This is a genomic window from Paraferrimonas haliotis, assembly GCF_002282895.1.
Lineage (GTDB): Bacteria > Pseudomonadota > Gammaproteobacteria > Enterobacterales > Shewanellaceae > Paraferrimonas > Paraferrimonas haliotis.
Genome location: NZ_NRRB01000002.1, coordinates 550,636 through 571,410 on the forward strand (window position 1 = coordinate 550,636; position 20,775 = coordinate 571,410).

Genomic DNA, 20,775 nt, shown 5'->3' on the forward strand with positions numbered 1-20,775 from the left:
AATTTGGTTGCGAAAAAATTTTCACGCCTACGATCACGTCAACGCTTGTCGCAATTAGGTTGATCTAGCTCCGGTTTTTTTTGTTGGCATACAGGTAAATTTGCCTCAGAAAAATGAAATAGCTCCTGGAAGTAACACAATGACAACTAAGAATTACGACCCGCTCGATATGAGCCAACATCGGATGGAAACCCTCCCGATTCGACAAAAAAGCTCCTTCGAACAATGGTTGGCAAAATCTGGATTATGGATTGCCCTTGCGGTATTCATAGCAATAATGTGTACCGAAATCAGCTACTTAACTAACATCAATCCAGATGATTTAGGTAAGAATGCACTGGCCCACTTCAATGAAGTTGGCTCCGAGCTGTTTGCACGACACGGTGTGGCCATGCTCGCCATTTTCTGTGCGGCACTGGTGTTATGGGTATCGGAAGCCATTCCTAATTATTTAACATCTTTGATCGTAATTATTGCAATGGTGTTAACGGGCGTGTTGCCAGAACGTACAGCATACGCTCAATTGGGCCATCCTATTATGTGGCTTAACATCTTGTCCTTTGTGCTGGCATCCATGTTGGTTGCCTGCGGTGCAGCGAAGCGCTTCGCTCTTTGGTTCATTTGTCGTTTCGGTAAAAGTGCGACCCCGATTTTCTACAGCTTCATGTTAGTGAATATGGTGTTGTCAGCATTTATTTCAGCTACCACGGCCAAAGCCGCGATTTTAATGCCTATTTTTATGGTTATTGCTGCCGTTTATGGTGCTCGAGGCGGTGACAATAAGAACAACTTTGGCCGTAACTTGGTTTTGCAGAACCTGCTGCAAATTAATCTCTGTGCCGGTGCTTTTGTTACCGGTTCTGGCGCAAACTTGTTAGCTGCCAGTTTAATCATTGGTGCCGGTGGTGCGTTATATTTCACCGATTGGATGGTGGTCGCCTTCCCAATTGTTGTGTGTATGATTGTTATCGGTTGGCTGCTTGGTACTCGAATTTTCTTCCCGCTCGCCAAAGAAGAGCGCTTGCCGCAAATTGAAGGTGGGATGGAGCGCTTGCAACAAGAGCTGGACAAGATGGGTAAGATTTCATTTAACGAAATCAAATCAATCGTTATCTTTGTGACCATTCTAGCCTTTTGGGCAACCGATAAATATCACGGCGTGAGCGCAACTGCGGTTGCCTTTATTGGCGCCATTGTCGCGTTATTTCCTCGTATTGGTGTGGTTAACTGGAACGACTTAGACATTCCTTGGCATCTACTGATTTTCTCAGCGGGCGCTTACACCCTAGGCGCTGGTTTCCGTCAAACTGATTTGCCGAGTTTATCGGTTAACGCGGGAGTCGAATACTTTGGGTTGAGCATGGATACACCGTTTTGGGTCTTTTACGTAGCCCTTACCGGAGCCATGATTTTCAGTTCATTGATATTCCAGTCGAAAACCATGCGAACCATGCTGTTTATTCCTATCGCCATCGGCATTGCCGATCGCTTTGGCTTCTCCATGATGAGTTTAGCCCTGCCGGTCGCATTGCTTATTGAACACGTTTACGTTTTACCGTTTAATAGTAAGCCTGCACTGCTGTGTTACTCCACCGACCACTACAGTTTGTCGGATACCTTCAAGTTCGGATTTACGATGTTGGTCATTGCGTGGTTTACCAGTATATTGTTTGGCGAAACATGGTTTAAGTGGCTTGGCTACGTACCGAACGGCGTATTCTACTAGTTATTTTTGACTGATGAACTCTAAAAGAAATAAAGCGGACATTCGTAATAAATTGGCTCTTCTGCAATTAGCAGAAGAGCTCAATAGCATCAGTAAAGCCTGCGACATTATGGGCTACAGTCGCGATAGCTATTACCGATTCAAAAAGCAATACGAAGCGGCAGGTGAACTTGGGCTGCACAATTTATCCCGCACCAAACCGGCGATAAAAAATCGCGTTGACCGTAAATTGGAAGAGCAGGTGATAGAAATTGCTCTGGATTACCCAGATTACGGCCAAGCCAAAGCCGCTGATGTACTAACCGCTCGCGGAAACACCATTTCCCCGAGTGGCGTTCGTTCTATTTGGAAGCGCCACAACTTAGAGACTAAGAAACTGCGGCTATTTGCTCAGCAAGTTGCCGCAGCACAACAACTGAGTCAGTCGAAATCTAGTGACGAGAGCGATATCTTTTTAAAAGACTCGCTGGAGTTAGGCTGTCGCTATCCCGGTGATATCTGCATTCAAGACACCTTTTCGTTGGGAAGTATCGACGGCTTAGGCGCTTTGTATCAGCACACCTTTCTCGACGGTTACAGTCAGTTTGCCGTTGCCACCATTTCTTTGTTTAAAGACGCACCAACCGCTGCTTACTTTCTCTCGCACCAAGTGATTCATCAACTGAATCAGCAAGAGTTAACTATTAACCAACTGTTGACGGATAAAGGTAAGGAGTTTTTTGGCAGCGCAAGTCAATCCTTTCAATCGACTGTAGCGCATCTGAACATCAAGCACTTCCATAAACGTGCCTATAACGGCCCGGTTGTTAATGGTCTTGCGGCGCGTTTTCACAAACTCATGTGGGACGAATTTTACGAGCCGTCACTCAAATCGAAACGCTATCTTCACATTTCGGAGCTTGAGTCTGATATGCAAGCCTGGCTAGCCCGCTACAATCGACAATTTGCCATAGCCGGTCGTTACACACTGGGCAAAACCCCCTTGGAAACCATAGAGCTCACCCGTCACCTGCGCAACCATTTTCAATAATAGAGGCGTATCTCAAAAATACGCCTCAACTATGAAGCACTCGTCAAGATTTTAGTTATTTGGGGCAAGCTCAACTAACAAAAAAATAATGCTTGATCATCACTAAATCTGATCCAGATCAATTTAATTTTTCTTAGGAAAGTGTCCAATACAACCCTACATATAGACACTAGATAACTATTGATAACTATATATTGTGTCAAAACGCCATTCTTACCCTATTGTTACGGAGTTAAAAAATGAAACCGGTTGTGATTAAAAGAGATGGATACCGGGTTCCCTTCGATGCCAGCCGCATTCGAGATGCCGTTGCTGCTGCAGCAAAATCGGCCGGAACCTCAGTCAATGGATACGCTGACCAAATCGCACGTAACATTGAACTTCAAGTGGATGGCCAAGAACAGATACACATTCATGAGTTGCAGCTGCTGGTTGAAAACCAACTCATGGACGGCGAAGACAAGCGTGTGGCTCGCAGCTACATTGAATATCGTCACGACCGTGATACAGCCCGTGAGAAAAACAGCCGTCTCAGTAAAGAGATTCAAGGCTTGGTTGAGCAAAGCAATGCCAGCTTACTTAACGAGAACGCCAATAAAGACTCTAAGGTGATTCCTACTCAGCGGGATTTACTCGCCGGCATCGTCGCGAAGCACTATGCGAAAAACTACATGCTGCCAAAGGATGTGGTTAGAGCCCACGAAATGGGTGAAATCCATTACCACGACTTGGATTACGCCCCGTTTTTCCCAATGTTTAACTGCATGCTGATTGACTTAGAAGGCATGTTGACCGGCGGCTTTAAAATGGGTAACGCCGAAATCGACTCGCCAAAATCTATTTCGACTGCGACGGCAGTAACGGCGCAAATCATTGCTCAGGTGGCCAGCCACATATACGGCGGCACCACCATCAACCGCATCGACGAAGTGCTGGCGCCTTACGTCACCGCATCTTATGACAAACATGTTGCTACAGCTGAGCAATGGCAAGTTGCCGACACCAAAGCATTTGCAATGGCACAAACCGAAAAAGAGTGTCACGACGCCTTCCAGTCATTGGAATACGAAGTCAACACTCTGCATACCGCCAATGGTCAAACCCCGTTTGTTACCTTTGGCTTTGGCTTGGGTACCAGTTGGCAGTCTCGCTTGATTCAAAAGTCGATATTGCAAATTCGTCAAGAAGGGTTAGGAACCAATAAAAAGACAGCGGTCTTCCCCAAACTGGTATTTGCTATTAAAAATGGTGTTAACCATAAGGCTGGCGATTGCAATTACGACATTAAGCAAATGGCGCTTGAGTGTGCAACTCAGCGTATGTACCCAGACATTCTTAACTATGAACAAGTTGAGCGCATAACCGGCTCGTTCAAAACCCCAATGGGATGCCGCAGCTTCCTATCGGCCTATGAAGAAAACGGCGAGCTTAAACACGAAGGCCGTAATAACCTGGGTGTTGTCAGCTTGAACCTGCCTCGCGTTGCTATGGAAGCGAGCGGCGATGAAACGGCTTTCTATAAAATTTTAGACGGTCGCCTTGCCGTTGCTAAGCGTGGACTGCAAAGTCGCATTGAGCGTTTAGATGGGGTTCGCGCTCGGGTAGCGCCCATCTTATACATGGAAGGTGCCTGCGGTGTGCGCTTAAAAGCCGATGACCCCATTTCTGACATCTTTAAGCACGGCCGCGCCTCTATCTCGTTGGGTTATATTGGCTTGCATGAAACCGTCAATGCGCTCTACGGCACCGAGCAGCACGTGTATGACAGCGAAACCTTAAGAGAAAAAGCCATCGAAATTATTCGCTACCTGAAAAAAGCCACCGAAGCTTGGAAGGCGGAAACCGGCTATGGCTACAGCTTGTATTCAACCCCAAGCGAAAACCTTTGTACCCGTTTTTGTTCCATTGATGCGAAAGAATTTGGTGTTGTTGACGGGGTTACAGACAAAGGCTACTACACCAACAGCTTCCACTTAGATGTTGAAAAGAAGGTCAATCCTTTCGATAAAATTGACTTCGAAAAGCCTTACCCAGAGCTAACCACCGGCGGTTTTATTTGTTACGGCGAATACCCGAACATGAAACATAACGTAGAAGCGCTGGAAGACGTTTGGGATTACAGCTTTAAGCACGTGCCTTACTATGGAACCAATACCCCAATCGACGAATGCTACGATTGCGGCTTCACAGGTGAGTTTGATTGCACCTCGAAAGGCTTTGTGTGCCCAAGTTGCGGTAACAACGATACCTCTAGAGTCTCTGTAACTCGTCGTGTTTGCGGCTATTTAGGCAGCCCAGATGCGCGCCCATTTAACTTCGGCAAGCAAGAAGAAGTTAAGCGTCGCGTTAAGCACCTGTAAGTGATGTCGAATAATGAACTATAGCCAATACTATCCTGTTGACGTATTGAACGGCCCCGGCACCCGCTGTACCCTGTTTGTTTCTGGGTGTGAGCACCAATGCCGAGGCTGCTATAACCAGTCTACTTGGTCGGCTGACGCCGGCCAGTGTTTCGATGAGCGCATGCTGGATCAAATCATTGCCGATCTCAACGATACCCGGATTCGTCGGCGCGGGCTTTCTTTAAGTGGTGGCGATCCCTTATTGCCTGCCAACCTTAACATGATCAAACACATTGTTGAGCAAGTTAAGGCACGGGCACCCGGTAAAGATATCTGGATTTGGAGTGGCTATACTTACGAGCAGTTATCGCCTCAACAACGCGCAGTGGTAGAACAAATTGATACCTTAGTAGACGGCAAGTTCGAACAGGCACTTAAAGATCCTAACCTGCAATTTCGCGGTAGCTCCAATCAACGCATCCTAAACATTAACGAGCTAGACTAAGGTCACTTGGTCAAATCCTGTTGCACTGGTATGCTTTAGCTGCATAAGCGTTGAGCATTTACCATTAATAACAATTACAACAGGATACAACTCATGTTGCGACACACTCATACCGTCATAGCGACAGTAGTCTTAGGGCTGGTGTGCCTTGGCGGTTGTCAAACTTCGCCATCAACCGCCTCTGCCCCTGCGTCCATCACCAAAACGGCTTCCCAAGATGTACTTCTTGCTGAGCTCATCGACAAAGAGTGGCAGCTGCGCCTAAGCTACAACCCAGGGCTTGCATACCGAATGGGGGACACCAGCGCTGCGGCAAAACTGGCGGACTATTCACCTGAAACCTTGGCGAAAAAGCATCAAGATTACCAAGCTCTGATGCTGCAACTAAAGCAACTTGACCCGGAGCAAATGTCCAATGAGCAAGACATTAACTGGCGCATATTAACCGCTCAAGTTCAGGAGCAGTTAGACAGCTACCGCTTTAACATGCATTACACCCCCATAACGGCAGAGGGCGGCTTTCACAGTTACTTGCCATCCATCGCCCGTTTAGGCCGTTTCGACGACCCCCAAGACTATCAAGATTATTTACAGCGACTGTCTCAAGTTCCGCGCTTATTCGAGCAACAAACCTATTGGTTGAATCAAGGATTGGTTACAGGCAACACCCCACCGCAGGTGGTGCTCAATGGCTTTGAAGACAGCATTAAAGCCTACATTACCGATGTTGAAAAAAGTGCTTTTTTCAAGCCCTTTGAAAGCTATCCTGAGCACTTTAGCGAACAACAAAAACGAATGTTTACCCAGCAAGGGTTAGCAGCGGTAGCGGGTCAAGTATTGCCGAGCTACCAAGCGTTTTATGACTTCATGACTACGCAATACATTCCCAAGGCACGCCAAACCATTGCCGCGGCAGCTATGCCCAATGGCAAAGCCTTTTACGAAAATCGAGTTCGCTACTACACCACCTTAGATATGACTCCTGACGAGGTTCATCAGCTGGGTCTTAAAGAGGTCAAACGCATTCGCGCGGAAATGGATCAGGTTATCGCTGACACCCAATTCGAAGGCAGCTTTGCTGAGTTTTTACACTTTTTACGTACCGATCCGCAGTTTTATCCCAAGACCGAACAAGAATTATTGCGCTACGCCGCTTGGCTATCTAAGAAAGCCGACGCCATGCTGCCGAGCATGTTTGGCAAACTGCCAAGAACCCCTTATGGCATTATGGAAGTGCCCGCTGAAATTGCACCGAAATACACCACCGGACGCTATTCGGGGTCCTCTCGTCCCGATCAACCGGGTTATTATTGGGTGAATACCTACGCGCTGGATAAACGCCCGTTATATGAAATGGAGGCGCTCACCTTGCACGAAGCGGTTCCAGGGCATCATTTGCAAATATCATTAAATCAAGAACTGGATAATCTACCGAACTTCCGCCGCTATAGTTACATTTCGGCGTTTGGAGAAGGTTGGGGCTTATACGCAGAATATTTAGGCTTAGAAGGCGGCTTTTATAAAGACCCATACTCCAATTTCGGCCGCCTCACCTACGAGATGTGGCGAGCGGCTCGATTGGTGGTTGATACCGGCATGCATTACAAAGGTTGGACTCGCCAACAAGCCTTGGACTTTATGGCCTCAAACACAGCGCTGTCTATGCACAACGTAACCACTGAAATCGATCGCTACATTTCCTGGCCAGGGCAAGCTTTGTCTTACAAAATTGGCGAACTGACCATAAAACGCTTACGGGCCGATGCCGAGGCGGCTCTAGGCACCGATTTCGATATCCGTCGTTTTCACGATGCGGTACTTGCCCACGGCTCGGTGCCACTGCAAGTATTAGAGCTGCAAATTCAAGCCTTTATTGAAGCTGAGAAACTACGGATTAGCCAGCAAAGCTAATCCGTGAGATAGCGATTTAGCACCTTGGCGGTTTGTTCAGGGTGCGACATCGCCATCAAATGTCCGCAGTCTTTCATTTCAACGTACTGTGCGCGAGTTTGTAATTGCTGCCACTTACGCCAACAACCTTGGGTTAAGGTATCCGACCGTTGCGCTCGAATGCCCACCGTATCAACGTTAATGCTGTGAAGAATGTGCCACAGCCATGGCGGCTTTTGATAAAACGCTGCTTCCCAATATTTGCAATAGCTGAGTTTAAAGCCTTGCCCATCTGACACCGGTTCTGTGCCGGCTTCAATATAATCCCACAAGGCTTCATCGCTATAATCATTAAAAACTCTCGCTTTGCGATGAAACTCGAAAGCCTGCTGTTGCGTGTCGAAAAAGTCTTGCCGGCGCAATGTTTTAACCGCCAACGGCGAGCGTTTTTGAATCATGCGCTTTGGCATGAGTTTGGCCGGTATTAACAGCTTTTTAGACAGCAGCACCGGCTCCATGAGAATCAGTCGTTTAAACAGCTCAGGGCGCTTATGGGCGGCGATCAAGGCCACAGTTGCACCCAGACTATGCCCCACCAAAGTCACTGGCTTGCCAGCAAAATCCGACTGTTGTTGCAAGGCTTCAATGAGCTCAATCAAATCATCACTAAGCGTTCGCCACAGCCCGGCCGTATCTGGGCTCCAAGGTTGCCACAGGGGGCGGAATTTGGGCGCGTATATACGGCTTACATGCAGTCTGCTTAATAGATTTTTATAGCTGCCAGGCGGGAAACCGTTTGCATTGCAAAACACAATGGAGTGATCCACTTGGTTAAAATCAAGGGTATTCTCAAATACTTGCATAGGAGTCTCTATGCCAGAGATACGATAGAGCGACACGAAAGCTTCCTTTAGTTATAAGTAGCGCTCGGTTATATTACCTGAAGATTGAACAAAAGGATGAACAAATCGTGGATAAACAGACTCAAACAGAAATAGAGGCGGCGGCCTTTCGCCGATTATTGCAACACTTAGACAGTCGCAAAGACGTGCAAAACATCGACATGATGAATTTAGCGGGATTTTGCAGAAATTGTTTGTCCAAATGGTATCGCGCTGAAGCAGAGCAACGCGGTCATGAGCTAAGCTATGATGATGCTCGCAATTTGGTGTATGGAATGCCGTATTCAGAATACAAGGCCAAGTATCAGCGCGAAGCCAGCGCCGAGCAATTAGCCGCTTTTGAGCAAAACAAACCTAAGGATTAATATGATTGCCGCGAAAGAGCTTGATGCCTTTATTGACCAGCTTGACCAGCAAACCTTTGAGAGCTTTGATGGCCTGCAAATCGCTTACGCCACCTACATGCAAGAAAACGCGAAGGCCAATATTGTTATCAGCTCAGGGCGGATAGAGTCCTATTTAAAGTACGACGAAACCCTGTTTAACCTAGCTAAGCAGGGATACAACCTGTTTATATATGACCAGCGCGGACAAGGCTTATCGCAACGTCTAACGGACAACCCCCACATAGGGCACGTTGAACACTTTGATCATTACCTTATTGATTTAAAGCTGTTCCTGCATCGGATTGTAAAAAACAAAAGTTCGCTTCCGAATCTTTTGTTGTGTCATTCGATGGGAGGCGCCATCGGGTTAGCATACACCATTAAGCACCCACAAGATTTTGTGGCCATAGCCGCTAGCGCACCTATGCTTAAGATTAAGTTGCCAGCGCCAGAGTCGCTGTTAAAAGGGCTCGCCAAAGCGCTAAATATTTGGGACCGACGAAATATGGCGCAACCCGGCTATGTGCTAGGCGGTGGTGGTTATGAGCCAGAAGCATTTGACTTTAATCATTTAACTCGCAGTCCAGAACGCTACGCAAGGTTCCGTCAATGGTACCAACAGGTGCCTCAAGTTCAGTTGGGCTCACCGAGTAATCATTGGCTAGCAAAAGCCATTAGCCACTGTCAGCGACTAAGAGCTCAAGCCAGCTGGGTTTCGATTCCTACGTTACTGCTTGGTGCAGAACTCGATACCATAGTGGATACCAAGTCGATTCAGCAATTTTCGCGGCACAGTGTTCATTGCCATTACCAACAAATTGACGGGGCTTTTCACGAATTGTTAATGGAAAAAGATCCTCAGCGTAGTCAAGCGATTGAATTGATTACCGCTCACTTTGAGCAGGCACTTGCTCACGCTTAAGCACTAACATTAAGTCCACTTTTGGCAAGGGCTTTTGCAACCAAAAACCTTGATAGTAATCGCAGTTTAATTGCGTCAACAAGCGCAATTGGGCGTCATTACTAACGCCCTCCGCAACCACTTCTAGGCTCAAGTTATGACCCAATTCAATCACCGACTTAAGCAGAGCTTCGGCTTTACTGTTGCCCTCGAGTTGTTGAACAAAGCTACCATCAATTTTAAGTTTATCGATGGGCAACTCGGTGAGATAACTCAAAGCAGAGTAACCGGTACCAAAATCGTCTACTGCAATCGATATGCCGGCATCCACTAAGGCTTTTAAGCGTGGCTGCAACGATTGGCTCTCTTGCAACAATACGTATTCGGTAAGCTCCAGCTGAATAAGCGACGGATCGACTTGGTGATGCTGCAGTTGGCTTAACATTCGCTGCGAAAACTCATCCATATCTAATTGTTTTGCCCCCACGTTAATCGAAACCAAGGGCTGACGAATGCCTTGTTCGGCTAATAGCGACAGCATTTTGCAACTGCGCTCCACCACAAATTCACCAAGGTCATTGATAAGTCCTGATTGCTCCGCTACAGGGATAAACTGAGCAGGACTGATGTCTCCAATTTCAGGATGCTGCCAGCGCACCAAAGCTTCCACCGCAACTAACTGCCGATGGCGGTTGTATATAGGTTGGTAATAAACACTCAGTTGATTGCGGCGCAGCGCGACTCGCAATTGGCTCAGCAGCCATTGTTGATGCTGCTGAGTCTGCTCTAATTGGTCCGAAAATACCGTGTATTGATCGCCACCTTGCTGCTGACTGTAGCGCAAGGCCACTTCCGTTTGGCGCAACCATTCCGACATAACCAGTCCATGGTTACCCTGAATGACACTGACCCCAATTGATACCGTCAAATGCAGCTCAAATGCACCGTATTCGTATTCATCCGCCAACAGTTGTCGCACTTGCTCTGCAAGTCCGGCTAAGCGGTGGTCAATGTTTGACGCTGAATCCAAATCATCCACTAAAATCCCAAATTCATTACCGCTTAACCGGCCCACTTGATATTGAGGAAAGTGACCAGAGAGGCGAGCTGTCACTCTAAGCAGCAGTTCATCGGCTTGCACATGCCCTAGTGCATCGTTCCAAGCTTTAAAGTTATCGATGTCCAGTAGCATTAAGGCTAGCCGCTGTTGCGGTTGCTGCAGCGAACGACATTGGGCTGTTAAATCCGCCAGAAAAGCGCTTCGGTTGCTCAAGTTGGTGAGCCCGTCATGTCGCGCTTGATGAGCCAAGGCTTGCTTCAATTTATTGGTATGAGACAAATCGGCAATGATGGCTAGTACGCGTTTGGCTTCGCCAGCTCCCGTGCGTTCAACAACCAAGCTACGTTGAAGTATGGGCAGCCAATGACCGTGTTTGTGCTTTAGTCGATAATGCAATTGATGTTGATCTTGCTCTACGTTTTTTAGCTCAAGTAGGCCGGCCTCGAAGGTCTCAATGTCTTGCGGATGAAGCCTTTGCTTAAAACTGGAAATTTGCGGCAATAACTCGAGTTCACCCACCCCCAACATCTCGTAGCAGCCAGGCGACAACACCATGTCGTTACTGCCTAATCGCCAATCGATGAGTGCCAACTCACCGGCATCGAGCAAATACTGCCAACGATCCTGTTGGTCATCCACTTCCTTTTGCAACAACGACAAGTGGCGTTTTTGCCGATTCAAGAGCGCAGCTAATTTTTGTAAATCCACCGCCCACCAGCGGCGTGGTTTTAGCTCGGCATGACTGCGTGTTTGTAAAAAGCGATCGATCATCGACAGTGGTCGACTCACCAAAAGTGTGGCGACGAAGGCTACCAACGCAATGAGCAAAACGCCAATAACCGACAAACGCAACAAGCGTTGCCAAGCATTGGCCGCTACGCTGTCCATGGCTGCACTAAAGTCATATTCAACAAACAAAATGGGGCCTTGCTTGTCGGTTAGAGGTGTTAACGGATAATATACTTGTAGACTGTTACGCTTATCGTTAAAGCTGCTTAGAAAGCCGATTTGTTGGTAGGCGAAATATTGATTCTTCGGCTGAAACGCAGGCGCAATTAACTCAACTTGATTGCCTTCCCAAATGGCGCGGTTACCGTAGCTTACCATGCCATTATCATTGATAACCAAAACTTGACGGACGTCTTTTTCTTGAGCAACCGCTTCGATCACCCAGCGAATGCGTTGCTCGTCCATTTCGCTAAAGGCTGATCGCAGCTCTTCGGTATACCCATGAATGTAGCGCTCAAGCATTTGTTGCTGCTGACTGATGTAAAAATTTTTTGCCTGCTCTTTTTCGTATACGTGATCCACCACCAGCAGCACAACTAAGCAGATCAATAGCAAGCTTACTAATCCATTGCGCAGGTTGTATTTGCCAGACACATTGATATTCCATTCCCTTGAGCAGTTACCCCATCATAACAACCCCAATGCTCAGTGCAAAATTTACCCTAGACAGACGGATCACAGTCATTAAACTAGCCGGCTGTTATACTGGCTGCGGTTTTATCAAGGAATTTAGTTTGTGACCCGTTCAACCCAACCTACAGAATTTGATGTCATTATTATCGGCGCTGGTGCCGCTGGACTGATGTGTGCCAGCACCGCCGGCTATCGCAGCAAGCGCGTATTGGTTTTGGATAACGCCAAAAAAGCCGGTCGAAAAATTTTGATAGCGGGGGGCGGAAAATGTAACTTCACCAACGTTAAAGTGGAGCCTCAGCACTTCATTTGTAACAACCCTCATTTCGTAAAATCCGCTCTAGCTCGGTATCCAAGCAGCGACTTTATCGAACTGGTTGAGCGTCATGGAATTGATTATGAAGAGCGTGATCACGGCCAATTATTTTGCCAGCATTCCGCGAAGGACATCGTCGATATGTTGCTCACCGAGTGCGAGTGGGCTCAAGTCGACATTCGACTACGCCATGAAATTATCGAGATTGAACGCCACAACAGCGGCTTTACCCTAGCCACTAACCAAGGGGATTTTAGCTGCGCCAGTTTGGTAATTGCCAGCGGCGGTTTGTCTATGCCAAAACTTGGAGCCACGCCTTTTGGCTATAAGCTTGCTGAGCAGTTTGGTATTTCGGTTGCTCCAACTCGAGCAGGTCTGGTGCCATTCACCTTACACGATCATGACAAACAGCGCTTTGAGCCGTTATCGGGAGTGAGTTTACCGGTAGAAGTTAGTGCTCAAAATGGGGTGAAATTTGTTCGCGACCTGCTGTTTACCCACCGTGGTTTATCGGGCCCCGCGGCACTGCAAATATCCAATTATTGGCAACCTGGGGAGTCGCTATCCATTAACTTTTTGCCCGAAACCGATGCGTTGTCACTGCTCGAGCAACTGAGCATCAAAAAGCCTAAGCAAAGCTTAAAAAATGCGCTCGCGAGAGTGTTACCAAAGCGCTTAGTTGAAACCATCATTGACGACTCCGCCTTGCAAGACACCGCATTGAATCAGCTCTCTAATGCGCAAAAAGCACTGATAGAACAATGCGTGCATGCTTTTCAGTTCAAACCCAATGCCACCGAGGGCTATCGCACAGCCGAGGTGACCCTAGGTGGAGTAAATACCGATGAGCTGTCATCTAAAACGATGGAAGCCAAGCAGGTTGCCGGCTTATATTTCATTGGAGAAGTGGTGGATGTAACGGGTTGGCTGGGCGGATTTAACTTTCAGTGGGCGTGGAGCAGCGCTGTGGCGTGTGGGTTGGGAGTACGTTAATATAGCCAGATAAGGCGCTCCTAAAAAGGAATTTATTATGGGCGATTCTTCTCGCGCAAATTACCGACCAATTTTGCTAATTACCAGTATCGCCCTGATTGCGGGCGCACTGTACTTTTTTAACGGCTCTTCTTTGCGAACTCCCCCCTCTACTTCTGAGGCTTCAAACTCCACCGCGAGTGAGCACCTGTTAACCAGCAAAACCGCCCTAGCTGCAACCGAATTAAGCGCAAAAGCCGCATTAGCCGAGCCAAGCGTAACAGCGGCTAATTCACCAAAAGAATGCATTGAAGCAACGCCAAAACAAAGCATTGACCCACTCGTATTTAAACAACAAGTCACCGACGCCATATCCCAAAGCGATACCGACGACAGCCGCATCGTACATTCACTGCTAAGCAACAACAGTGTGCAGGATAAACTGGCAGTACTGCACCAAAACAGCACGCAAGAAACCAGCCCAATAGCCGCTTATAATCTATTGTCTTACTGCACCAACCCTAGTGCTGAATGCTCAAAAGAGATGTTGGCCGATATCGCCCTCATTGAAGAACAAAACAGTGCATCGCTATTACTCTTGGCCATGAACCAATTTAAGCTTGGTGACGATGAAGCCGGTGAGCAGTTATTGATAGCGGCAGCCAATGCTCCACACTATAACGACTATTGGGGAGAGCATCATCAGCACTTTGATGCTGCATTTGAGCAATCAGGCATGTCTGAACACTTTTTGCAGGCGGTCACTCTCTTTCAAGCTCATCTACCTCTGCCAAACTATCGCCTATTAGTCGATTACTGCAAAAGTGCTGAGCGCTCTCCAGCCTCGCGAGTCGCCTGTCAACAAATGGGTGAACGTCTTGAGTCGGCCAATGGCACCGCTATTGCTAATTTAATTGGCATGAACTTACAAAAAACGCTGCACATGAATGCTGGTGAACTCGCTCAAGCTAATGAAATGGCGGCCAAAGCTGACGCATTAATGTCCAATGCAACTAAAGCGTTTAGTACCCTCAACAACCCAGTATTGAGCGCACAACAGGCACGAACATACTTTAACGAACTGCAATACTCTGGAGAGCAAGCGGCAGGTAACCTGCTGCTGGAAATTGAGGAAGAACTCGAGCACACAGCCCAACAATCGCTATGCTTATAAGGTAGCAACAGCAGCTTGAGAGCCCGCTGGCTCTCAAACAAAAAAGCCAGTCAACTTTAAAGTGACTGGCTTTTAAAACCTAAATGCTAACGGCGTTGCTGATTAGAAGTAGTAGCCAAAGTTAAGGTTAATGGTTTTATCCCAACCGCTACCAATTGCAGGTAGACCTACGTGCTCATCAAATTCGGTTGCCCACACCATATTCTTACCGAGAACGAAGTCGATCATCGAGAAGGTAGGACCGGCCGATACGGTACAACCGGTAACGTTTTGGTAGCTGTTGTCGTAGTTCGAGTCAGAGACGTTAGGCGTTAGCACACCAAAGTCGTTGTAACATTGCACGCTACCAAAGTCGGTATTAAAGGTCTTAGACAAGTTAGCTTGGTAGATTTGACCTTTGCTTGCCACTTCATAGGTACCGCCCATAACGGCCATACCAATCTTGTTAGCGTCCGCGGCATCTGCTGCATCAAATTCATATTGCATGGCTTGCAACTGAAGACCCCAACCAAAGTAGTTGGTATTTGCATGCAGAGCGATAGCATAGCGATCGCCAGAATTGTTGGTGTCATTATTTAAGATTTGACCCCACATCGCTGAACCACCCAAAGTAGTCGAGCCACCGTTGTGATCATAAGTGTAGGTTTGTCTTAAATTAAACTGGTTAGTTTGTTCGTTATTATATTGAGTGCCATTAATTTCACCGGTGAACAAGTTTGGCGCAAAACCCTTGGTTTCGGTTGGGCCATACTCAGCATTTTTGTAAAACGCCAAATCAGTGTGCCAGCTGCCTTCGTTACGAATAAACTTAATGCCGTTATCGTAGTTATCTTCGAAACCTAGGTAATAAGGTACGCCATAGAACCAGCTGTGTGAGATGTAGTCACGGTTACCAAAAGGCACGTGATGGATACCAAAGTGTACTTCCCACTCAGGGTCGAATTGATAGCTGGCGTAACCGAATTTAATGAAATGGGAATCCGCTTTAACGCGGTATTCGGCTGAAAGACCCCAGTCTCCGTGTTTTCCGTCAACACCAAAGGTTGCGGTATCAAATTTTAGATCGCCGCCCTTTTCTTTTGATGCTTCGTCAAATAATGCTAGGCCATAGTTCACTCGAACCGAGCCGTTAAAGTTTAATTGGTCTTTGTTACCTTCAGCGGCAATTGTTGCTGTACCCGTTAACGCGATTGCAGCCGCCAGCGCTTGCACCAAATATGGTTTCGCTTGTTTCATAGATTTAACCTACTCTCACCCAAATATGATAATGCTTTTATAGTTTTGCCTTGACGCTTAGCAGGCCTCTTTGGAGCTCAGACTATGCTGCCTGTTAATATTTGCGATAGAGAGTGACTAGCATCCGGCGGCGGGGAGTTTAGGGATAGATGATTAAGGAGACAAGCTTGAGTGTGCGCAAGAATCGACCTGATAGGATTGCAGTGATACCTAGCTTATAAAGAAGCAAAAACTGTGATCAAGGCTGGCTTTCGGGGTGGCGAATTGGTTGATAAAATGTAGCCAATGCGTTGTTTCTGAGCACAAACCATTAACAAGGTGTTGCTTATTTTGGCATTGAAAAAAAGCCAGTTAGCAGCGCTAACTGGCTTCATAAACTTACTTACCAAAAACGTCTTGGTTGGTACCGTATGGCCCTAAATTAAGATCGCGTTTACGAATTTTGTCTACGCGGTCGAACGCATCTTCAGCAACTTTTAAGTACTTAACATCGTTGCGCCAGTAGTACTTAAACCCATCAAAATGAGCATTCTTAGGATACCAGTACATAACACCCAAACCTTCATCTTTCATAATTGGGGTATTGTGAATCGTCGCGCCAGGAATATAGAAATATTGACCTTTTTTCAATGGCCAGAATTTATTCTGTGCCAAAGTCATGCCTTCACCATTAACCACGTAATAGCACTCTGGCTGACCGTGGAAGTGAGGGTTATGATCCGACTTGCCACCGTTAGTAATACCGATTACCACTGGGCTATCCGATAGCTCTTTCCATAAGTAACCCACCGGCGCATTTTTTAGATCGCAGTTTTTAGCTTCTAAAATATTGCCGTCGTCATCCATGGTCTTACAAAAACGCTGGCTTGGGTCAATGCTTTCGTTGGCTTGGATGCTATTAAAGTCAACTTTTCCAGCTTCCCAGTCGGCAATGTAGGCCTCTACTTGAGGATCGCGACACTGCTCAGGCATAGTATCTTGCGGAGCGTAAGGCGAACTGTCATAAGGCACTGGCGTCATTTGTTGATAAGGACGCTGAGCATTTGGGTATTGATTGCTATCTGCCAATACTGCACTGCTAGCTAAAGCAGCGGCGACGCCAAGTCCGGCAAGGCTTAATAAAGTTTTTGAGTTCATAATAATTTCCTATCGATTTTCAGTGCAGCCATGCTGATGGCTGCATAAATTGAATCTGTTGTTAACTTCTCTATTTAGAAGTAATAACCAAAGTTAATGTTGATGCGTTTATCCCAATCACTACCTACTTCCGGCAAACCAACGTGGTCGTTATTAGCGGTTGAGAATGTCATGTTGCGACCCATTACAAAGTCGACCATGGTGTATGTTGGACCGGCAGATATCGCGCAACCGGTTACGTTTTGGTAGCTGTTGGCATAGCTGCTATCGTCAACATCTGGCGTCATGACCCCAAAGTCGTTGTAGAACTTAACGCTACCAAACCCTGTTTTAATGGTTTTTGATAGATTGGCGTTATAGATTTGCCCTTTTGAAGCCACCTCATACTGCCAACCCACTACGGACATAGCGATTTTGTTTGGATCAGCCGCATCCGGTGCATCAAACTCGTACTGCATCGCTTGCAATTGCAAGTTCCAGCCTTCGTATTTACTGTCTAGGTGAACGGCAGCAGCGTAACGGTCACCCGTGTTTTGAGTTTGATTGTTGACGATTTGGCCATATTGAGCAGAAGCGCCCACCGTTGTAGACCCGCCTTCATGCTCAAAGGTGTAGGTTTGACGAAGGTTCAACTGGTTAGTTTCTTCGTTGTGATACTCAACACCACTGGCGGCAATGGTTCCGGTATACAAATCCGCTGCGTAGCGTTTGTTTTCCGTTGGACCGTATTCAGGGTTTTTATAGAAAGCCAAGTCTGTATGCCAGCCGTTGCTTTCACGAACGGCTTTAATACCTACATCATAGTTGTCTTCAAATCCAAGATAATAAGGAATACCAAACCACCAGCTGTTAGAAATAAAATCGCGATTCCCAAAAGGTACCTTGTTGATACCAAACTGGATTTGCCATTCAGGGTTGTAGTCGTAGTACGCGTATCCATACTTAATGTAGTTGGTTGATGAGGTAAAACGGTACTCGGAAGAAAGCCCCCAGTTACCTTTTTTACCATCAAACTTCAACGTTGCGGTATCGAACGTTAGGTCACCGCCCTTATCCTTTGATGCATCGTCGTAAAGCTTCATACCATAATTGACGCGTACAGAGCCGCCAATTTTTATACCATCTTGTTGCTGATCGGCCGCAAACGCGGTACCGCTTGCTAGCGCCACAGCACCCGCCACCAAGGACAAGATAAACTTATTTGTGTGTTTCATATCATTACCTATTTGCACAGTCGTGCCTAAAACAAAAATTCTGAATTACATTTTTTCGAACCACGAGCGATGACACTCGGTACACGCGGGCTGTTTCTTTTGGTGCTCGGCATGACACGCTAAACAACTAGCGCCATCGTTGTAGTGGAGGGACTGATGAGGATCCGCCTCAGGAATGGGTAATTTGCTGGCATCGGTTTCAATGGAGTTGATGTCTCCATGACAAGCCACGCACGCCTCGTCATTGGCATTTTTTAGACCGGATCCTTGGTGACAGCTATTACAACCTTCTTGATAAAGAAATTCGTGGTTAGTGCGTCCTTCGAGGTTGCCTTTCATTTTGACCAGATCGCCGGCCATCGCAGTGCTCGACAGAGTTAACCCAATCAACAACGTAAGAATGAAGTGCTTCATGATGTTATCCTCTAAAATCACTGACGATGGTTTTTGCGGTGACAATCCCCATAGCGAGGCATTCAAGACAAGACGTAGAGCTCAACCGAGTCTCGCCGTGCACCCCTCCGGTAACCTCACCGACGGCGTATAGGTTGTTAAACGCTTGCAAGGACGTTGATTCGAGCACCCGCCCGCCGAGATCCGTCTTAAGACCGCCCATGCAGTAGTGCACTTTTGGCCAAACGCGAGACACAACGAACGGCCCTTTGAGCACCTCAGCGGTATCCATTTTTCGATTAAAGTCGGGATCTTGGCGCTCGCCTACCCGTTTATTCCAATTGGCTACCGTGGCTTTTAATTGCTCAGCGGGAATGTTGAACTGGTGCGCAAGCGCATCTAAGCTATCGACTTTCCAGGCCATTTTGTCCCGCAAAGCACGAGTGACCCTATGATCGTCTTTGTAAGGTTCGTAATTAAAGAGAACCACTGGATACGCCGGTGAATTATCTGCGTAGCGATTTTTCATAATGGCTTCAGAGCAGGTCTTGCGGTCGGCTCGTTCATCCATGTAGCGTTTGCCGGTTAACACACTGACCGAAATGCCTTGATGCCAACCAATGGAAAGCAGAGCATTAGACCAACCAAAGCCGCCTTCATCCGGGGAGCCCCAATGGCCGGTTTGAATCATGTTCATGTGTACCGGTAGGGCACCATGTGCCATTGCGGTAAGCGTGACTTCGCCGGTTGCTCCTAGAGCATTGGTACAATCAAGCGTAGGGTCCAAAGAAAGGTCTACAATTTGACGCAATTCCATGTTGCGCGCAAAGCCACCGTTGGCTAGCACCACCCCTTTATTGGCCTTGATGTAAATGGTTTTACCGGTCTTGAGGTTTGGAAAACGGTAATTTTGGCGCACTTTAACGCCCAGAATGGTTTTGCCATCCATGACGAAATCTTCGATGTAGTGTTGCATCCGAAAATCAACACCTGCCTCTTTCGCGGCTCTAAACAGTTTGGTGGTGATATCTCCACCGACACCATGCTCGGTCCGAATGGCACGTGCCTTGTTGTGTCCGCCAACTTGGATATTGAATCCTTCTTTAAATTTAACACCCGCATCAATGCACATGTGGTAAGCGTCGAGCGCATGTTCAGCAATTTGGCGCAGCATTGCTTCATTTTGCATGCCGCGACCTGACTTAATTTGATCCTTTACCAGCTCTTCAGGGGAGTCGTCTGTGATGCCTTGGGCGAGTTGAATGGGGTTTTTCGGAACAGCGAACCAGCCGCCATTAACCGCTGAATTACCGCCAATGACCTGCATTTTTTCAAGCACCAGCACTTTCTCAACGCCTTGACGAGCGCAGTTTAACGCCGTGGATAACCCAGAGAACCCGGATCCAATCACAACCACATCAGCGGACTCGTCCCATTCAATACCCTTTTCTTTAGCTGTTACGGTGCCAGGAATGGCTGCAGCGGCTACACCTGCTAACGCTGTATTTGCGCTCAGTTTTAGGAAACTACGTCTATCGTTCATAGGTCTGCCTGTTAATTCAGTTGAGGCTGAACAATAGTCCTGAGAGCACCTTGAAAAATCGAGTTAGATCACGCAAGAAAAGGGTGAGTAAAGTTCTTCGTGATCGCGATCAAATACAGTCATTAGCCAATAAAAACATAAAGTTAGCAGCACAAAAAATGAAGAAATAAGTGTGAAATCGATTAATTTATGTGATGTTTAATGAAAAGTTTAACGTGGATCACAACCTTGCATAATGGGCCATGGGTTTCGTGATGGCTATCTAGGTTTGATGTTTTTAACCATTTTATTTAGCCAGGATTTGGAAAGTATTGTTCACCTGTATTCTTTTGTTTTTTGCTATTGTCATCATGAAGTGTCCCACAGAACCCTTAGAAATTATTCGCTGCAACCAAATTCTCGATGCAGCTGAAAACTTAATTGATACGCAAGGCATCATTTCTTTCAAATTTTCTCAGTTAGCACAAGACGTTGGCAGCTCTACTGGTACCATCTATAAGTGGTTTAAAAACAAAGAAGACGTTCTCGTTTGCTTATTCCTGCGCAGCAGTATTGCCTCTCACCTGCCGAGATTTATCCAGCAACATAAGAGCCTAAGCTAGCAAGACCAAGCCCTGCTGCCGTTT

The 20,775-nt window shown here is 46.9% G+C and carries 17 protein-coding genes; 10 read left to right on the top strand and 7 right to left on the bottom strand.

From position 1 onward, the window contains the following. Positions 1–139: 139 nt before the first annotated feature. The 5 genes from CLC91_RS06420 (at position 140) to CLC91_RS06440 (ending at position 7,514) form a co-directional block, all read left to right on the top strand. Complete coding sequence (locus CLC91_RS06420) at positions 140–1,726, top strand: SLC13 family permease (RefSeq protein WP_095497638.1); 1,587 nt, start codon at positions 140–142, stop codon at positions 1,724–1,726. A gap of 13 nt (positions 1,727–1,739) precedes the next feature. After that, entirely contained in the window at positions 1,740–2,756 is a 1,017-nt protein-coding gene (locus tag CLC91_RS06425) for a helix-turn-helix domain-containing protein (RefSeq protein ID WP_095497637.1), read from the top strand. A 239-nt stretch (positions 2,757–2,995) separates the two neighbouring features. Further along, a complete protein-coding gene (nrdD, locus tag CLC91_RS06430) occupies positions 2,996–5,116 on the top strand; it encodes an anaerobic ribonucleoside-triphosphate reductase (RefSeq protein WP_095497636.1) in 2,121 nt (706 codons plus the stop codon). 13 nt (positions 5,117–5,129) lie between these two features. Next, positions 5,130–5,603 carry an anaerobic ribonucleoside-triphosphate reductase-activating protein gene (nrdG, locus tag CLC91_RS06435; RefSeq protein ID WP_095497635.1) on the top strand — a complete coding sequence of 158 codons (474 nt, stop codon included), beginning with the start codon at positions 5,130–5,132 and terminating at the stop codon, positions 5,601–5,603. Between the two features lie 93 nt (positions 5,604–5,696). Next, positions 5,697–7,514 (top strand): DUF885 domain-containing protein, encoded by a 1,818-nt coding sequence (locus CLC91_RS06440; RefSeq protein WP_095497634.1) that lies wholly within the window; start codon positions 5,697–5,699, stop codon positions 7,512–7,514. Here CLC91_RS06440 and CLC91_RS06445 read toward each other — a convergent pair. Next, positions 7,511–8,392: an alpha/beta fold hydrolase gene (locus CLC91_RS06445; RefSeq protein ID WP_125828475.1), complete on the bottom strand. Its 882-nt coding sequence runs from the start codon at positions 8,390–8,392 to the stop codon at positions 7,511–7,513. The two genes, CLC91_RS06440 and CLC91_RS06445, sit on opposite strands and share 4 nt — an antisense overlap. A 71-nt stretch (positions 8,393–8,463) precedes the next feature. Here CLC91_RS06445 and CLC91_RS06450 point away from each other — a divergent pair, with 71 nt between their 5' ends. Together CLC91_RS06450 and CLC91_RS06455 are read left to right on the top strand one after the other, a co-directional pair. Further along, positions 8,464–8,760 carry a DUF1244 domain-containing protein gene (locus CLC91_RS06450; protein WP_095497632.1) on the top strand — a complete coding sequence of 99 codons (297 nt, stop codon included), beginning with the start codon at positions 8,464–8,466 and terminating at the stop codon, positions 8,758–8,760. Position 8,761: 1 nt separating this feature from the next. Next, the gene (locus tag CLC91_RS06455) at positions 8,762–9,703 is read left to right on the top strand and encodes an alpha/beta fold hydrolase (protein WP_095500166.1); all 942 of its coding nucleotides are present in this window, start codon (positions 8,762–8,764) and stop codon (positions 9,701–9,703) included. On the opposite strand, the gene CLC91_RS06460 is transcribed toward CLC91_RS06455, so the two are convergent. Continuing rightward, entirely contained in the window at positions 9,666–12,125 is a 2,460-nt protein-coding gene (locus CLC91_RS06460; protein WP_095497630.1) for a putative bifunctional diguanylate cyclase/phosphodiesterase, read from the bottom strand. The two genes, CLC91_RS06455 and CLC91_RS06460, sit on opposite strands and share 38 nt — an antisense overlap. A gap of 142 nt (positions 12,126–12,267) precedes the next feature. Between CLC91_RS06460 and CLC91_RS06465 the strand changes: the two genes are divergently transcribed. Beyond that, entirely contained in the window at positions 12,268–13,473 is a 1,206-nt protein-coding gene (locus CLC91_RS06465) for a BaiN/RdsA family NAD(P)/FAD-dependent oxidoreductase (protein WP_269844421.1), read from the top strand. A 37-nt stretch (positions 13,474–13,510) separates the two neighbouring features. Further along, positions 13,511–14,626, top strand: a complete 1,116-nt coding sequence (locus CLC91_RS06470; protein ID WP_095500167.1) for a hypothetical protein — start codon at positions 13,511–13,513, stop codon at positions 14,624–14,626. Positions 14,627–14,728: 102 nt separating this feature from the next. Here CLC91_RS06470 and CLC91_RS06475 read toward each other — a convergent pair whose 3' ends face one another. The 5 genes from CLC91_RS06475 to CLC91_RS06495 form a co-directional block, all read right to left on the bottom strand. Beyond that, positions 14,729–15,862 carry a hypothetical protein gene (locus tag CLC91_RS06475; RefSeq protein ID WP_095500168.1) on the bottom strand — a complete coding sequence of 378 codons (1,134 nt, stop codon included), beginning with the start codon at positions 15,860–15,862 and terminating at the stop codon, positions 14,729–14,731. Between the two features lie 378 nt (positions 15,863–16,240). Next, complete coding sequence (locus CLC91_RS06480; RefSeq protein ID WP_095497627.1) at positions 16,241–16,999, bottom strand: cupin domain-containing protein; 759 nt, start codon at positions 16,997–16,999, stop codon at positions 16,241–16,243. Positions 17,000–17,073: 74 nt separating this feature from the next. Next, a complete protein-coding gene (locus tag CLC91_RS06485; RefSeq protein WP_095497626.1) occupies positions 17,074–18,213 on the bottom strand; it encodes a porin family protein in 1,140 nt (379 codons plus the stop codon). Between the two features lie 45 nt (positions 18,214–18,258). Beyond that, entirely contained in the window at positions 18,259–18,627 is a 369-nt protein-coding gene (locus CLC91_RS06490) for a cytochrome c3 family protein (protein WP_095497625.1), read from the bottom strand. Between the two features lie 4 nt (positions 18,628–18,631). Further along, positions 18,632–20,149: a flavocytochrome c gene (locus CLC91_RS06495; protein WP_095497624.1), complete on the bottom strand. Its 1,518-nt coding sequence runs from the start codon at positions 20,147–20,149 to the stop codon at positions 18,632–18,634. Positions 20,150–20,499: 350 nt separating this feature from the next. On the opposite strand from CLC91_RS06495, the gene CLC91_RS06500 reads away from it, so the two are divergent. Continuing rightward, positions 20,500–20,751, top strand: coding sequence for a TetR/AcrR family transcriptional regulator (locus CLC91_RS06500; RefSeq protein WP_125828474.1), 252 nt, complete (start codon positions 20,500–20,502; stop codon positions 20,749–20,751). The last annotated feature ends 24 nt before the right edge of the window (positions 20,752–20,775 follow it).

Bases quoted from the DNA above. Each gene is read 5' to 3' on its own strand.
- CLC91_RS06485 (WP_095497626.1), bottom strand. From the start codon at position 18,213: ATGAAACACACAAATAAGTTTATCTTGTCCTTGGTGGCGGGTGCTGTG.
- nrdD (WP_095497636.1), top strand. From the start codon at position 2,996: ATGAAACCGGTTGTGATTAAAAGAGATGGATACCGGGTTCCCTTCGAT.
- CLC91_RS06475 (WP_095500168.1), bottom strand. From the start codon at position 15,862: ATGAAACAAGCGAAACCATATTTGGTGCAAGCGCTGGCGGCTGCAATC.
- CLC91_RS06425 (WP_095497637.1), top strand. From the start codon at position 1,740: ATGAACTCTAAAAGAAATAAAGCGGACATTCGTAATAAATTGGCTCTT.
- CLC91_RS06490 (WP_095497625.1), bottom strand. From the start codon at position 18,627: ATGAAGCACTTCATTCTTACGTTGTTGATTGGGTTAACTCTGTCGAGC.
- CLC91_RS06495 (WP_095497624.1), bottom strand. From the start codon at position 20,149: ATGAACGATAGACGTAGTTTCCTAAAACTGAGCGCAAATACAGCGTTA.
- CLC91_RS06470 (WP_095500167.1), top strand. From the start codon at position 13,511: ATGGGCGATTCTTCTCGCGCAAATTACCGACCAATTTTGCTAATTACC.
- nrdG (WP_095497635.1), top strand. From the start codon at position 5,130: ATGAACTATAGCCAATACTATCCTGTTGACGTATTGAACGGCCCCGGC.
- CLC91_RS06420 (WP_095497638.1), top strand. From the start codon at position 140: ATGACAACTAAGAATTACGACCCGCTCGATATGAGCCAACATCGGATG.
- CLC91_RS06455 (WP_095500166.1), top strand. From the start codon at position 8,762: ATGATTGCCGCGAAAGAGCTTGATGCCTTTATTGACCAGCTTGACCAG.
- CLC91_RS06440 (WP_095497634.1), top strand. From the start codon at position 5,697: ATGTTGCGACACACTCATACCGTCATAGCGACAGTAGTCTTAGGGCTG.
- CLC91_RS06500 (WP_125828474.1), top strand. From the start codon at position 20,500: ATGAAGTGTCCCACAGAACCCTTAGAAATTATTCGCTGCAACCAAATT.
- CLC91_RS06480 (WP_095497627.1), bottom strand. From the start codon at position 16,999: ATGAACTCAAAAACTTTATTAAGCCTTGCCGGACTTGGCGTCGCCGCT.